This window comes from Streptomyces sp. WM6372 (assembly GCF_001279655.1).
Lineage (GTDB): Bacteria > Actinomycetota > Actinomycetes > Streptomycetales > Streptomycetaceae > Streptomyces.
The window spans coordinates 78,965-93,354 of record NZ_LGDB01000200.1 but is presented as its reverse complement, the minus strand read 5'-3'; the positions used below and the strand labels follow the sequence as shown (position 1 = coordinate 93,354).

Genomic DNA, 14,390 nt, shown 5'->3' with positions numbered 1-14,390 from the left:
GCGCCCGCCCCGCTTCGTTCACATGGAATCCGCGTACGGGCCATGGTGAATGCCGACCAACGCCTTAATGTCTCGCGGGTGCTCAAGCTCTCTGTTGTCGTGCCGTTCTACAACGTGCAGACATACGCACCGGATGCCCTGAAAAGCCTCGAACTGAACGCCCGGGACGATTTCGAGTTCCTGCTCGTCGACGACCGCTCGACGGACGGCACGCCCGAACTCCTGGAGCGGGCGGCGCGCGAGCTGCCGGGGGCGGTGCTCCTCAGACACGAACGGAACGGCGGCCTGGCCACCGCCCGGAACACCGGCCTGGACGCGGCCCGCGGCGAGTACGTCACGTTCCTGGACGGCGACGACTGGCTGGCGCCCGGCCACCTGGCCCGCACCTTGGCCGTCATAGAGGCCCTGAACTGCGATTTCGTCCGCAACGACCATGTCCAGGTGACCGGCCGCACCCGCAGCGTGCAGCGCGTCCCGTACGGTCCGCAGCTGGTCGTCGGCGATCCGCGCGCCGGGATCCTGCCCTCGTCCCGGGCCACCTCGGTCGACTACCCGTACGCCTGGGCCGGCATGTACCACCGGCGGCTGCTGGACCGCGGACTGCTGCACTTCACCGACGGGCTGCGGACGGCGGAGGACCGGCCGTGGATCTGGCGCCTGCACCGGGGGGCCGAGTCGTTCGCCGCGGTCGGACTGCCGGGGATCTTCTACCGGCGCGGGGTCGCGACCTCGCTCACGCAGATCAAGGACGAGCGCCAGCTCGATTTCATCAAGGCTTTCGACCAGGTCCTGGCCGATACGGCCGAAGACCGGGAAAGTGATCTTCTGCTCCCGAAAGCCGTACGAACATATTGTGCAATTATCGCGCACCATATCGGGTCCATCGAAAGGTATGAACCGGCCGTGGCCAAGAAACTCCGTTCGATGAGCACGGCCGCACTCGGACGCATGCCCCAGGACGTATTGGACCAGGCCCTGAACGCGATGGACACCGACCGCGCCGGAGTACTGCGCCGCCTGCGCCGCCGACCCGCACGAGCGGGAGCCGCGCTCTGATGGCCGCTCAGCGCACCCCGACGGCGACGCGGAACTCCGTCCCCTGCACGCAGATCTTCCTGGCCTCCACCCTCTACGGGATGGCCACGCTCGCCGCCGGCATCGACGCGGGCAGCTTCCCGCCCGCCGGCCGCCGCATCCTGCTCACCAGCAACCACGCCCTCACCGCCGAGGTCTCCCCCGGCCTCGCCGACATGCCGGGCTTCGCCGCGCTGAGCACCCGCTTCGACGAGGTACTCGACTGGAACACCGTCATCGCCCCGCAGCACCCGAGCGCCTGGGCCCCGCGCGCCGAGGACGTCCCGCTGTGGGAGCGGCAGCTCCGGGCGATCTGGGGACTGGGCGAGGACCGCGTCGAGATCATCGTCGAGTCGATCCAGGTCCCGCCCGCCCGGACCCTGTGCACGCTGTTCCCCGGCGCCGCCGTCGACGTCTACGCCGACGGGCTGATGAGCTACGGACCCACCCGCTTCCGCCTCGACCCGCAGCTCGGCATGCGCGTGCGCCGCGTCCTGCACCTGGACCTGGTGCCGGGTCTGGAACCGCTGCTGCTCACCGAGTTCGACGTACGGCCGGAACTGGTCCCGACCCCCGAGTTCCTGAAGGTGCTCGCCGAACTCCCCTCCTACGGGCCCGAGCTGGACGGGGTCGGCGAGGCCCCGGCGCTGCTGCTCGGCCAGTACCTCTCCGCGCTCGAACTCCTCTCCCCGCAGGAAGAGGAGGAGCTCCACGTGGAGATGGTCCGGGGCGCGCACGCCCTCGGCCACCGCGAGCTCGTCTTCAAACCGCACCCCAGCGCCCCCGCCGCGTACTCGCGCCGCGCCGAGGCCGAGGCCGAGCGGCTCGGCGCCCGGCTCACCGTCATGGCCACCCCGGTCCTGGCCGAAACCCTCTACCAGCGGCTGCGCCCCGCCCTGGTCGTCGGCTGCTTCTCCACCGGGCTGCTGACCGCCGCCACCCTGTACGGGCTGCCCGTGGCGCGCACCGGGACCGAGGCCATACTGGCCCGCCTCACCCCGTACCAGAACAGCAACCGGATCCCGCTGACGGTGGTGGACGCGGTTCTGCCCGCCCTCGCGGACGCCGAGGCCGTCGCCGGCCGGACCGCGCCGGGCCCCGACGAGAACGCGGACCGGCTGACCGGGCTGCTCACCGCCGTCGGGTTCACCATGCAGCCGCAGATCCTGGCCGCGCGCCGCACCGAGGCCGAGCGCTACCTCGCCGCGCATCTGGACGACCGGACCTGGCGCTACTTCAAGCGCCGCCGGCTGACCACCCTCGGGCTGCCCGGCGGCATCCCGGCCCAGCTGTCCTTCCTGCCGCACAACCCGGCCGTCCGCCGCGTGGTCCGCCGGCTGAAGCGGCTGCGCGCGGCCCGGCCGCGGTGACCGCGACCGCCGACGCGGCCCCGGTTCCCGCCCCCCGGGCCCGGGATCGGGCCGCGGGGGCGGCGGCTGAGGCGGGGGCTGGGGCGGCCGGGCGGCTGCGGGCGCTCGACGGATTACGGCTGCTCGCCGCCCTGATGGTCGCCGGGTACCACTACGGCGGCCGCGGCGGGCAGATCTCCGACGCCTGGGGCGCCTCGCCGCGGCAGCTGTTCCCCGCCGCCGCGCCCTGGCTGGCGTACGGCTGCCTCGGGGTGCAGATCTTCTTCGTGATCAGCGGCTTCGTGATCTGCCTGAGCGCCGAGGGGCGTTCGGTGCGCGCCTTCGCCGCCTCGCGCGCGGCCCGGCTGTACCCCGCGTACTGGGGGGCGCTGGTCCTGGTCGCGGTGGCCGCCCGGGCCGTGCCGCCGTCGGACTTCCTGGTCAACCTGACGATGCTCCAGCAGCCGCTGGGGGCCGAGCGGGTCCTCGGGGTGTGCTGGACGCTCTGGGCGGAGCTGCGGTTCTACGTGCTCTTCGCGCTCTGCGTCGTCCTGCCGGGCGGGGGCCGCCGCCGGACCCTCCTGTTCTGCGCCGGCTGGATGCTGGCGGCGGTCCTCGCGGACGCGGCCGACCCGGGCGGGAAGGGGTTCCTCGCCCAGGCGCTGATGCCGCAGTACGCGCCGTTCTTCATCGGCGGCATCGGCCTCTACCTGGTGCACCGCGATCCGCGGGACCGGCTCGCCTGGGCCGTGGCCCTGGCCGGCTGGCTGCTCGGGCAGCACTACGCGGTGGCGGGGCTGTGGCACGCGCCGGACCCGCGGTTCTTCTCGTACCGCAGTGCGGTGGTGATCGTCGCGGTGGTCACGGCCGGGTTCGCGGCGGTGGCCCTGGTGGCCCTCGGCCGGGCAGGTGGCCGGGCCGGGTGGCCCGGGTGGCGGTGGCTGACCCTGGCCGGGGCGCTGACGTACCCCTTCTACCTGGTCCACGAGCACCTGGGCTGGGTGGTCATCGCCGCCCTGCACCGCCGGGCGGGGCTGCCGCCCGGGGCGGTGTTCGCGCTGACGGTGGCAGCCATGCTGGCGCTGGCCTGGGCGGTCCACCGCGGGGTGGAACGCCCGCTGGGCCCGCGCCTGCGCAGAGCGCTCGGCTGACCGGACGGCCGACCGGACGGCCGACCGCCGGCTGACGGCCGGCTAGCTGACGGCCAGCTTCGCGGCGAAGCCGAGGAAGAGCACGCCCGCCGCCGAGGTGGCCCCGGCCGAGAGCCGCCTGCGGCGCCGGAAGGCGGCGGACAGCCGGGTCCCGCCGAAGATCAGCAGGGTCATGTACAGGAAGCTGCCGAGCTGGAGCAGCGTGCCCAGCAGCAGGAACGAGAGCGCCGGGTAGGCGTACGAGGGATCCACGAACTGCACGAAGAAGGAGAGGAGGAACAGGATCGCCTTGGGGTTGAACACGCTGATCAGCAGTGCCCGGCGGTACGGCCGCTCGCCCTCCGCGGTCTCGCCCGCGGCCGCCGCCCCGGCCGCCTCGTCCCGCTCGGCCCGCTCGGCCCGCGAGCGCCACAGCGCCCACGCCCCGCGCATCATCCCGACGGCGAGCCAGGTCAGGTACCCGGCGCCGAGCAGCTTGACGATGCCGAAGGCCACCGGACTGGCCTGGAGCAGCGCCCCGGCCCCGGCGGCGGCGAGCACCATCAGGACGGCGTCGCCGGTGAACACCCCGGCGGCGGCCTTGTACCCGGTCCGCACCCCGCGGCGCGCCGCGACGGACAGCACGTAGAGCGAGTTCGGCCCCGGCAGCAAAATGATCAATATGAGCCCGACGAGATAGGTCGGCAGATCGGTGACACCCAGCATGAGCAGGAGTGTCCCACGAGTACGCACCTGTCGTCGCTCGTGTTTCACCATACGGAATCGACCGGCTGGTACGTCCCCCACACCTCCCGCAGCGCGTTGCAGACCTCGCCCACCGTGGCGCGGGCGCGCAGGGCCTCCTTCATGGGGTAGAGCACGTTCGCCGTGCCCGCCGCCGCCTCGCGCAGGGCGCTCAGCGCCGCCGCCACCGCCTCGCCGTCGCGCTCCGCGCGCAGGGCCGCCAGTGCCCGCCGCTGCCGGTTCTCGATCTCCGGGTCGACGCGCAGCGGCTCGTACCGCTCCTCCTGCTCCAGCGCGAAGCGGTTGACCCCCACCACCACGCGCTCGCCGCCGTCCGTCTCCCGCGCGATGCGGTACGCGTTCCGCTCGATCTCCCCCTTCTGGAAGCCGGCCTCGATGGCGGACACCGCCCCGCCCAGGTCCTCGACCCGCCGCATCAGCGCGAGCGCCGCCTCCTCGACCTCGTCCGTCATCCGCTCCACCGCGTACGAGCCCGCGAAGGGGTCGACGGTGTGCGGCACGTCCGTCTCGTACGCGAGCACCTGCTGGGTCCGCAGCGCCAGGCGCGCCGATTTCTCCGTCGGCAGGGCGATCGCCTCGTCGAAGGAGTTGGTGTGCAGCGACTGGGTGCCGCCCAGCACCGCCGCCAGTGCCTGCACGGCCACCCGTACGAGGTTCAGCTCGGGCTGCTGCGCCGTCAGCTGGACCCCTGCCGTCTGGGTGTGGAAGCGCAGCATCAGCGACTTCGGGTTCCGGGCCCCGAACTCCTCGCGCATGACCCGGGCCCAGATCCGGCGCGCGGCCCGGAACTTCGCGACCTCCTCCAGCAGCGTGGTGCGGGCGACGAAGAAGAAGGAGAGGCGCGGGGCGAACTCGTCGACCTCCATCCCGGCGGCCAGCGCGGTGCGTACGTACGCGATCCCGTCCGCCAGCGTGAAGGCGATCTCCTGCGCGGGCGAGGCCCCGGCCTCGGCCATGTGGTAGCCGGAGATGGAGATGGTGTTCCAGCGGGGGATCTCGGCCTTGCAGTACCGGAAGGTGTCGGCGGTCAGCCGGAGCGAGGGCTCGGGCGGGAAGATGTACGTGCCCCGCGCGATGTACTCCTTGAGCACGTCGTTCTGCACGGTTCCGGTCAGCTGCGCGCCCGCGATCCCGTGCTCCTCGGCGACGAGCTGGTACATGAGGAGCAGGAGTGCCGCCGGGGCGTTGATCGTCATGGACGTGGAGACCCGGTCGAGCGGGATCCCGTCGAAGAGCACCCGCATGTCGTCGACGGAGTCGATGGCGACGCCGACCTTGCCGACCTCACCGTGCGCGAGGGGCGCGTCGGAGTCGTGCCCCATCTGCGTCGGGAGGTCGAAGGCGACGGACAGTCCGGTGCCGCCGCCGGCGATGAGCTGCCGGTACCGGGCGTTGGACTCGGCCGCCGTCCCGAACCCGGCGTACTGCCGCATGGTCCACGGCTTGCCGGTGTACATGGTCGGGTAGACACCTCGGGTGTACGGATACGCCCCCGGTTCACCCAGTTTGACCCCTGGATCCCACTCCGTCAGATCCCCCGGCCCGTACACAGGTTCGATCGGGATCCCGCTCTCGGTACTGGCCATGTGACCAAACCCTCCATGGAGCAAATGGGCTCGGGGCTGATACAACTCCCCGCGGCGGCTCCGGCTGTCGTCTGACGGCCGCTGGTCACAATGGCGCAACATCCCTGGATCGTCTGCAACTGTCCACGCCCGCCAGGCATCACCTACATACACGACGTAGAAATCGGGGGACTGCAATGCTTCGCCAGAGAGTCATAATCCGCACGCTCGGGGTGGCCACCGCCGTCGCGCTCGCCGCGACCGCCTGCGGGCCCCAGAAGACGGAGCCGGCCGGCTCCGCTTCCAAGGTTCCGTCCGCGTCCGCGGCGGGTTCGACCCCCGAGAGTTCCCCGTCGACGGACAACAAGCCCGCCGACGCCTCCCCCTCGCCCTCGGCGTCCGCCTCGGAGTCGGCCTCGCCGTCCGCGTCCCCCTCGCCGACGGTCAAGGCCATCATGGCGAACGGCGACGAGAGCGAGCAGGTGCGCGAGCTCCAGGCCCGCCTGAAGCAGCTCAAGTACATGACGGTCGCCCCGACCGGCTTCTACGGCTCGAAGACGACCGCCGCGGTCAAGTCCTTCCAGTCGAAGAACGGCCTGACGGCCTCGGGCGCGGTCGACGACGCCACCTGGAAGAAGATCCAGAGCGTCAGCAAGAAGCCCTCCGCCGAAGAGCTGCGCCCGCCGACCGTCAACGAGGTCGACGCCCCGGACCCGCGCTGTATGACGGGCCGCGTCATGTGCATCAGCAAGGAGAGCCGCACGCTCGCCTGGATGATCGACGGCAAGGTCGTCTCCACCATGGACGTCCGCTTCGGCTCCGAGAACACCCCGACCCGCGAGGGCCAGTTCAAGGTGGAGTGGAAGGCCAAGGACTGGACGTCGACGATCTACCACACGCCGATGCCGTACTCGATGTTCTTCAGCCAGGGCCAGGCGGTGCACTACTCGGCCGACTTCGCGGCCCGCGGTTACGCCGGCGCCTCGCACGGCTGCGTGAACGTCCGCGACAAGGGCAAGCTCGCGTCGCTGTTCGAGCAGGTGCAGGTCGGCGACAAGGTCGTCGTCTACTGGTGATCCCCGCCGGCCGGGCGGTGCCGGCGATCCCGGTGAGTGACTCCGGCGATCCCGGTGCTCCGGCGATCCCGTGACTCCGGTGATCCGGTCGGTGAAGTAGAGGGCGCGGGCAGGGCCGGGGGAACGAACCCCGCCCGCGCCAGGTGCGCAGAGCCCAGGGGTACGGGGGGAACCCCGGCTCATGCGCGGCCGATGACCAGTCGGCTCGATATGTACTGCGCCGCAGGTTCGAAAAGTGTTACAGCCCGTTCATGCCGCCGGTGTGAACCTGCACGGTGAGCCCGTACGGACCGCCCGAAGACCACCCGAAGGATGGCCGGAAACAGCCGCTTTCAGCGCGACGGCAGGCGGGCGGGCGAGGACGCGCCCGGGTTGACCGGGGTGGGCGTCGGCGCCTTGAGCACGTCGCCCCCGATCTCCGAACCGCGCGGAACGATCGGGGTGGTGCTCCTGGCCGGCCCGTCGAGCAGCTCCTCGCAGAAGCGCGGGATGCGGGTCAGCCCCTTCGCCAGCTTCGAGAGCTTGTCGCGGCGGTCCGAGGTCATCTGCCCCGACCGGTAGGCCTCGCACAGGTCCACCGCCTTGAGGCGGGTCTGCTTGTCCGCGTCCTTCAGCGAGGTGGTCCCGCCCGCGAGCGTCTCCTTGTCGTCCTTCGTGACCTTGCCGTCCCCGCCGTCCCGGTCGGTGCCGCCGCCGGACGCCGGGCCGGTTCCCGTTCCGAATCCCTCCAGCGCGCCCGAGTCCAGGCCGCCGGGCGTCGCCCCGCCGCCCGGGGTGGGCTGCACTCCGTCGGCGCCCCGGAACGGGGTGGGCCGCAGCTGCGGGCCGGGGGTCGGGCCCCCGGTGTCGCCTGGCGGCGTCGGGTTCTCGTCGGCGCTGAGGGACACCGCCGGTACGGGACCCGCCGAGTCGTGCGTGCTCCGGTCCAGCAGGCCGGCCCCCGCGGCGACCGCCAGGCTTCCGACGGCGACGCCCGCCAGCGCGGCGACGAGCCCGAACCGCACCGGGCGGCTGCGCCGGGCCGTGGAAGCGGGGGCGGCGAGCGGGAGGATCCTGCCGATTTCCACGAGGGGGGAGGTGTCGCCGTCGGCCTCCGCGGACGTCCCGGGCACCGCCGGCACCGCGGACAGCACCGAAGTCCCGGACGGCGCCGGAGCCTCGGCCCCGGCGCGCGCCGCGCGGAAGGCGGCCACCGCGGCGGCCTCGCCGGGCAGTTCCGCCCCGGCGCACGGCTGCGGCCCGGTCAGCATGTCGAGGGCGGCTCTGAGCCGGGCCTCCGCTTCGCGGGCGCTCCGGTCGCCGCCAGGTACGGCCGGGGCGCCGCGCAGCACTCGTTCCGCCGCGGCCCGGTCCAGCCACCTGTTGCGCTCGTCGGCCATCACATGTCCTTCTGCGTCCGCCAACGTGAATGCGTCACACCGGTTTGCTGTACGAGACCACCACCCCGGCCGCGCTGAGCGGGTACGGCGTCGAGATCCCTCCCGCCCCCGCCGTCCCGCGCCTGGCCACCGGCATTATGGCCGACCGGTCCCGCCGGGTCCGAGCCAGGCTCCGGCTCCGGCGCGAAGCCGCCGTCCGCACCGAGCAGCTCGGCCAGTTTCTTCAGGCCCCGATGGGCCGCCGTGCGTACGGCTCCGGGCCGCTTGCCCAGGGTCTCGGCCGCGCTCTTCGCGTCGAGGCCGACGACGACCCGGAGCACCACGGCCTCGGCCTGGTCCTGCGGAAGCTGGGCGATCAGCGCCATGGTCCGGCCGGTCGACAGGGCCTCCATCGCCTCGCCGGCGGTGTCGCTGTCGGCGGCCCGGCCCGTCAGCTCGGTCTCGTCGCCGCCGATGGCGGGACGGCGTCCGCGCATGCGGATGTGGTCGAGGGCCCGGTTGCGGCCGATGCGGGCGGCCCAGCCGCGGAAGCGGTCGGCGTCGCCGGTGAAGGAGTCGAGGTCGCGGGCGATCTGCAGCCAGGCCTCCGAGGTCACGTCCTCCGCGTCGCCGTCACCGACGAGCGTGCGTACGTAACCGAGCAGGCGCGGGTGCACGGCGCGGTACACAGTACGGAAAGCGCTCTCGTCGCCGCCCTGTGCCGCGAGCACCGCGGCGGTCAGCTCCGCGTCGTCCCCCAGCAAAGTCCCCAACCGTTTCACTGTCCTGTACCTGTGGCGCAAATCAGCACGTTACGGCTTTCAAGTACCTTCGTCCACGAGTTGTACGGGGAGCAACCAATCGTGCGCGAAGCGGGGTGTGACACAAAACGCACTCGCGGCGCTGACAGGGGTACGGGCTTGTCGCACGAGCCCGTACGGACGGCGACCGGGGCCTCTCCTGTGGGGGGTGGCGGCCTCGGTCGTCTTCCTCACTCCCCCACCAGGCTGCTTCCCCGCCACGCCCGTCATCCTTTCGGCTCACTTCCGGGTGAAAACCTCGGATCGGTACGACACACCCGGCCCCGCGTCGCTAGCGTGGCGGTACACCCGCGCCACGCCCCGAGGAGCCCCCCGCTGTCCAGCCACCTTCCGGCACAGGCCCGCGGCAGCTCCGATCCCTCCCCCGGCTCCGGACTGGCGCGGTTCAACGCCCTCTCCCGCGAAGCCGCCGAGGCCGTGCTGCTGCACTGCTGCGGGAGCCGGCGCTGGGCGCAGCGGGTGGCCGTGCACCGCCCGTACCCGGATCCGGGCGCGCTACTCGCCGCCGCCGACGAGGCCTCGTACGACCTCTCCCAGGCGGACCTGAGCGAGGCGCTGGCCTCGGAGTTCCCGGTGGAGCTGGACCACGGGGCCTCGTACGCCGCGCTCCTGGCGCTCGACGCCGCGCACGCGGAGTACGAGCGCAAGTTCGGCCACGCCTTCGTGATCTGTCTGGACGGGCACCCGCCGGAGGAGCAGGCGGACCAGCTGCTGGCCGCGATCCGGCGCCGCATGGAGCTGGAGGCGGACGAGGAGCGGTCGATCTCGGCGGACGAGCTGCGCCGCCTCGCCCAGGTGCGGCTCGCCGACCTGACACACTGGCTGACCTCCCCAGACGGTGTATCCGCTGCGAATTCCGGGCTATTCGCCCCTGTGGGATAGCCCGTCCGTGCCTGTTTGATCACACCGATGGACCCGGCGCGAGGGAACCGACAAAGCGTCGCTACGATGTCCGGGGCCGGAGGACCGTACCCGGCCGGGCCCGACCGACAAAGAAGCCGGCTGGCCCCCGCCCCGCTTCCGGAGGGTTTTCCGTGCCGGCTGGAACGTTGTACCGCGGCCGGGAAGGAATGTGGTCCTGGGTGGCTCATCGAGTCACCGGCGTCCTCATCTTCTTCTTCCTGTTCGTACACGTCCTCGACACCGCTCTCGTCCGCGTCTCCCCCGAGGCGTACGACGATGTCGTGGCTACCTACAAGACTCCGATCGTCGCGCTGCTGGAGTACGGCCTCGTGGCCGCCATCCTCTTCCACGCGCTCAACGGTCTCCGTGTGATCGCCGTGGACTTCTGGTCCAAGGGCCCCCGTCTCCAGAAGCAGATGCTCTGGGGCGTCATGATCGTCTGGATCATCCTGATGATCGGGGCCCTGTACCCCGTCCTGGGCCACGCAGCTGCCGAACTGTTCGGGAAGTGACACTCATGTCTTCTGACACTTCTTCCGCCAAGGCCATCGGCGACGTGGAGGGCGTAAGCCTCTACGACGTCGACAACCCGGCGCCGTACATCGAGGCCCCGCGCAAGCGCACGGGCAAGACTCCGCGCTCGACCCGCGGCAACTTCGAGATGGCCGCGTGGCTGTTCATGCGCCTCTCGGGCATCGTCCTCGTCGTGCTCGTGCTCGGCCACCTGCTGATCCAGCTGGTGCTGGACGGCGGCGTCTCCAAGATCGGCTTCGCCTTCGTGGCCGGCCGCTGGGCGTCCCCGTTCTGGCAGGTCTGGGACCTGCTGATGCTGTGGCTCGCCATGCTGCACGGCGCCAACGGTCTGCGTACCGTCATCAACGACTACGCGGAGCGCGCCAACACGCGGCTGTGGCTGAAGGGCCTGCTCTACACCGCCACGGTGTTCACCATTCTTCTGGGCACGCTGGTGATCTTCACCTTCGACCCGAACATCCGCTAGGCAACGGGGCTGAGGCGAAAAAGATGAAGATCCACAAGTACGACACCGTCATCGTCGGCGCAGGTGGCGCGGGCATGCGTGCCGCCATCGAGTCGACGAAGCGCAGCCGCACCGCCGTGCTGACGAAGCTCTACCCCACCCGCTCCCACACGGGCGCCGCGCAGGGCGGCATGGCCGCCGCGCTGGCGAACGTGGAGGAGGACAACTGGGAGTGGCACACCTTCGACACGGTCAAGGGCGGTGACTACCTGGTCGACCAGGACGCCGCCGAGATCCTGGCGAAGGAGGCCATCGACGCCGTCCTCGACCTGGAGAAGATGGGCCTGCCGTTCAACCGCACGCCGGACGGCACCATCGACCAGCGCCGCTTCGGCGGCCACTCGCGCAACCACGGCGAGGCCCCGGTCCGCCGGTCCTGCTACGCCGCGGACCGCACCGGCCACATGATCCTCCAGACGCTGTACCAGAACTGCGTCAAGGAGGGCGTGGAGTTCTTCAACGAGTTCTACGTCCTGGACCAGCTCCTCGTCGAGGAGGACGGCGTCAAGAAGTCGGCCGGTGTGGTCGCGTACGAGCTCGCCACCGGCGAGATCCACGTGTTCCAGGCCAAGGCCGTCATCTACGCCTCCGGCGGCACCGGCAAGTTCTTCAAGGTGACCTCGAACGCGCACACCCTCACGGGTGACGGCCAGGCGGCCTGCTACCGCCGCGGCCTGCCGCTGGAGGACATGGAGTTCTTCCAGTTCCACCCGACGGGCATCTGGCGCATGGGCATCCTGCTGACGGAGGGCGCCCGCGGTGAGGGCGGCATCCTCCGCAACAAGGACGGCGAGCGCTTCATGGAGAAGTACGCGCCGGTCATGAAGGACCTCGCGTCCCGTGACGTCGTCTCGCGCTCCATCTACACCGAGATCCGCGAGGGCCGCGGCTGCGGTCCGGCCGGTGACCACGTGTACCTGGACCTGACGCACCTGCCGCCGGAGCAGCTCGACGCGAAGCTCCCGGACATCACCGAGTTCGCGCGTACGTACCTGGGCATCGAGCCGTACACGGACCCGATCCCGATCCAGCCCACCGCGCACTACGCCATGGGCGGCATCCCGACGAACGTCGAGGGTGAGGTCCTCAGCGACAACACCACCGTCGTCCCGGGCCTGTACGCGGCCGGCGAGGTCGCCTGCGTCTCCGTGCACGGCGCCAACCGCCTCGGCACCAACTCGCTGCTGGACATCAACGTGTTCGGCAAGCGTTCCGGCATCGCCGCGGCGAAGTACTCGCAGGAGAACGACTACGTCGAGCTCCCCGAGAACCCGGCGCAGCAGGTCGTCGACCTGGTCGAGCACCTGCGCAACTCCACGGGCAAGGAGCGGGTCGCCGACCTGCGCCTGGAGCTCCAGGAGACGATGGACGCCTGCGTGATGGTGTTCCGTACGGAGCAGACCATCAAGACCGCGGTCGAGAAGATCGCGGAACTGCGCGAGCGCTACAAGAACGTGTCCGTCCAGGACAAGGGCAAGCGCTTCAACACGGACCTGCTGGAGGCCATCGAGCTGGGCAACCTGCTCGACCTGGCCGAGGTCATGGCCGTGTCCGCGCTCGCGCGCAAGGAGTCCCGCGGCGGTCACTACCGCGAGGACTACCCGAACCGCGACGACGTCAACTTCATGCGCCACACCATGGCGTACCGCGAGGTCGGAGCCGACGGCTCGGACTCGGTCCGGCTCGACTACAAGCCGGTCGTGACGACCCGCTACCAGCCGATGGAGCGTAAGTACTGATGGCTACCCCCACCCTGGAAAAGATGGAAGAGGCGGCCGCGGCCTCCCCGTACATCACGGTCACCTTCCGGATCCGCCGCTACAACCCCGAGATCTCGGACGAGGCCCAGTGGCAGGACTTCCAGATCGAGATCGACCCGAAGGAGCGCGTGCTCGACGGTCTCCACAAGATCAAGTGGGAGCTCGACGGCACGCTGACGTTCCGCCGGTCGTGCGCGCACGGCATCTGCGGTTCCGACGCGATGCGGATCAACGGCAAGAACAGGCTCGCCTGCAAGACGCTGATCAAGGACATCAACCCGGAGAAGCCGATCACCGTCGAGGCCATCAAGGGCCTCACGGTGATGAAGGACCTTGTCGTCGACATGGAGCCCTTCTTCCAGGCGTACCGCGACGTCATGCCGTTCCTCGTCACCAACGGGAACGAGCCGACGCGCGAGCGTCTGCAGTCGGCGGAGGACCGCGAGCGGTTCGACGACACCACCAAGTGCATCCTGTGCGCGGCGTGCACCTCGTCGTGCCCGGTGTTCTGGAACGACGGGCAGTACTTCGGCCCGGCGGCGATCGTCAACGCCCACCGCTTCATCTTCGACTCGCGTGACGAGGCCGGCGAGCAGCGGCTGGAGATCCTGAACGACAAGGACGGCGTGTGGCGCTGCCGCACGACCTTCAACTGCACCGACGCGTGCCCCCGCGGCATCGAGGTCACGAAGGCGATCCAGGAAGTCAAGCGCGCGCTGATCACGCGCCGCTTCTGACCGCTTCGCGGTCGCCTGTACGAGGGCCCCGCCCCCGGTTTCACACCGGGGGCGGGGCCCTCGCGGCGTTCACTCCCAGGAGTGGAGATCGTCCGGATGAACCTTTCATCGGGCAGGCCGACTGCTCTGAAAGCAGTACGGTCACCAGCGTCGCTTGTACCCGAGCGTTGTCCGCACCCACACTGAGAGAAGGAGGTGCTTTCCATGCCCGCTCTCGCTCATGAGACCCCGTGCGACCCGGGACTCGATGAGGTCCTCTGGCAGGCCTGGAAGGCGATGGACCTTCCGGAGGGCTACCGGGCCGAGATCATCGAAGGGTCCATCGAGGTGTCTCCCACCGGCCGGCGCCGCCACGGCGTACTCACCAACCGCCTGCGCTGGATCTTGGAATCGCACCTCGCCGGCAGCGGGCTCAAGGTCTTCCAGGACATCAACGTCATCCGGGGCCGGAAGGTCTGCATCCCCGACCTCTTCGTGGGACCCGAGGACCTGGACGAGATCCCCGACGAGGAAGGGCTCGGTGTGGACGCCACCCGCGTCCCCCTGGTCGCCGAGATCGTCTCACCCGGCAAGGACGCCCACCGGCGGGACCGAATCCGCAAGCAGCGGTGGTACGCCCAAGCAGGCATCCCCGTCTACGTCGTCATCGACGACTTCGACGACGAGGGCACGGTGACCGTGTTCAGCGCCCCGGATCCCGAAAAGGGCACCTACGCCACCAAGACCAGCGTCGGCTACGGCACTTCCGTCGTCATCCCCGACGGGCCCGCCAAGGGCCTCACGATCGGCGAAGAGCTGACCCGGGCCTGACTG

At 70.7% G+C, this 14,390-nt stretch carries 14 protein-coding genes; 10 read left to right on the top strand and 4 right to left on the bottom strand.

Features of this window, described 5'->3' with window-relative positions; translation table 11 throughout:
- Positions 1-78: 78 nt before the first annotated feature.
- The 3 genes from ADK52_RS24830 (at position 79) to ADK52_RS24820 (ending at position 3,574) form a co-directional block, all read left to right on the top strand.
- Positions 79-1,056 (top strand): glycosyltransferase family 2 protein, encoded by a 978-nt coding sequence (locus tag ADK52_RS24830; protein ID WP_053692053.1) that lies wholly within the window; start codon positions 79-81, stop codon positions 1,054-1,056.
- Positions 1,056-2,444: a polysialyltransferase family glycosyltransferase gene (locus ADK52_RS24825; protein WP_053692052.1), complete on the top strand. Its 1,389-nt coding sequence runs from the start codon at positions 1,056-1,058 to the stop codon at positions 2,442-2,444. The genes ADK52_RS24830 and ADK52_RS24825 overlap by 1 nt, the downstream gene beginning before the upstream one ends.
- Positions 2,445-2,578: 134 nt before the next feature.
- The gene (locus ADK52_RS24820) at positions 2,579-3,574 is read left to right on the top strand and encodes an acyltransferase family protein (RefSeq protein ID WP_420714930.1); all 996 of its coding nucleotides are present in this window, start codon (positions 2,579-2,581) and stop codon (positions 3,572-3,574) included.
- Positions 3,575-3,616: 42 nt separating this feature from the next.
- Here ADK52_RS24820 and leuE read toward each other — a convergent pair whose 3' ends face one another.
- Both leuE and ADK52_RS24810 read right to left on the bottom strand, forming a co-directional pair.
- Entirely contained in the window at positions 3,617-4,279 is a 663-nt protein-coding gene (leuE, locus tag ADK52_RS24815; RefSeq protein ID WP_053692050.1) for a leucine efflux protein LeuE, read from the bottom strand.
- Between the two features lie 44 nt (positions 4,280-4,323).
- Positions 4,324-5,904: an acyl-CoA mutase large subunit family protein gene (locus tag ADK52_RS24810; protein ID WP_053692049.1), complete on the bottom strand. Its 1,581-nt coding sequence runs from the start codon at positions 5,902-5,904 to the stop codon at positions 4,324-4,326.
- Between the two features lie 176 nt (positions 5,905-6,080).
- On the opposite strand from ADK52_RS24810, the gene ADK52_RS24800 reads away from it, so the two are divergent.
- Positions 6,081-6,959, top strand: coding sequence for a L,D-transpeptidase family protein (locus tag ADK52_RS24800; RefSeq protein ID WP_078988575.1), 879 nt, complete (start codon positions 6,081-6,083; stop codon positions 6,957-6,959).
- 332 nt (positions 6,960-7,291) lie between these two features.
- On the opposite strand, the gene ADK52_RS24795 is transcribed toward ADK52_RS24800, so the two are convergent.
- Positions 7,292-8,338, bottom strand: coding sequence for a hypothetical protein (locus ADK52_RS24795; RefSeq protein WP_053692046.1), 1,047 nt, complete (start codon positions 8,336-8,338; stop codon positions 7,292-7,294).
- The gene (locus ADK52_RS24790; RefSeq protein ID WP_053692045.1) at positions 8,338-9,081 is read right to left on the bottom strand and encodes an RNA polymerase sigma factor; all 744 of its coding nucleotides are present in this window, start codon (positions 9,079-9,081) and stop codon (positions 8,338-8,340) included. Before ADK52_RS24790 ends, ADK52_RS24795 begins: the two co-directional genes overlap by 1 nt.
- 333 nt (positions 9,082-9,414) lie before the next feature.
- Between ADK52_RS24790 and ADK52_RS24785 the strand changes: the two genes are divergently transcribed.
- The 6 genes from ADK52_RS24785 (at position 9,415) to ADK52_RS24760 (ending at position 14,387) form a co-directional block, all read left to right on the top strand.
- On the top strand, positions 9,415-10,020 hold the full coding sequence (locus ADK52_RS24785; RefSeq protein ID WP_063783932.1) for a 2-oxo-4-hydroxy-4-carboxy-5-ureidoimidazoline decarboxylase: 606 nt from the start codon (positions 9,415-9,417) through the stop codon (positions 10,018-10,020).
- A 152-nt stretch (positions 10,021-10,172) separates the two neighbouring features.
- Entirely contained in the window at positions 10,173-10,553 is a 381-nt protein-coding gene (gene sdhC / locus ADK52_RS24780) for a succinate dehydrogenase, cytochrome b556 subunit (protein ID WP_078988574.1), read from the top strand.
- Between the two features lie 5 nt (positions 10,554-10,558).
- A complete protein-coding gene (locus tag ADK52_RS24775) occupies positions 10,559-11,041 on the top strand; it encodes a succinate dehydrogenase hydrophobic membrane anchor subunit (RefSeq protein WP_053692043.1) in 483 nt (160 codons plus the stop codon).
- Positions 11,042-11,064: 23 nt separating this feature from the next.
- Entirely contained in the window at positions 11,065-12,819 is a 1,755-nt protein-coding gene (sdhA, locus tag ADK52_RS24770; protein WP_030865239.1) for a succinate dehydrogenase flavoprotein subunit, read from the top strand.
- On the top strand, positions 12,819-13,577 hold the full coding sequence (locus ADK52_RS24765) for a succinate dehydrogenase iron-sulfur subunit (protein ID WP_053692042.1): 759 nt from the start codon (positions 12,819-12,821) through the stop codon (positions 13,575-13,577). The genes sdhA and ADK52_RS24765 overlap by 1 nt, the downstream gene beginning before the upstream one ends.
- 204 nt (positions 13,578-13,781) lie before the next feature.
- Positions 13,782-14,387 (top strand): Uma2 family endonuclease, encoded by a 606-nt coding sequence (locus tag ADK52_RS24760; RefSeq protein WP_053692041.1) that lies wholly within the window; start codon positions 13,782-13,784, stop codon positions 14,385-14,387.
- Positions 14,388-14,390 lie beyond the last annotated feature (3 nt).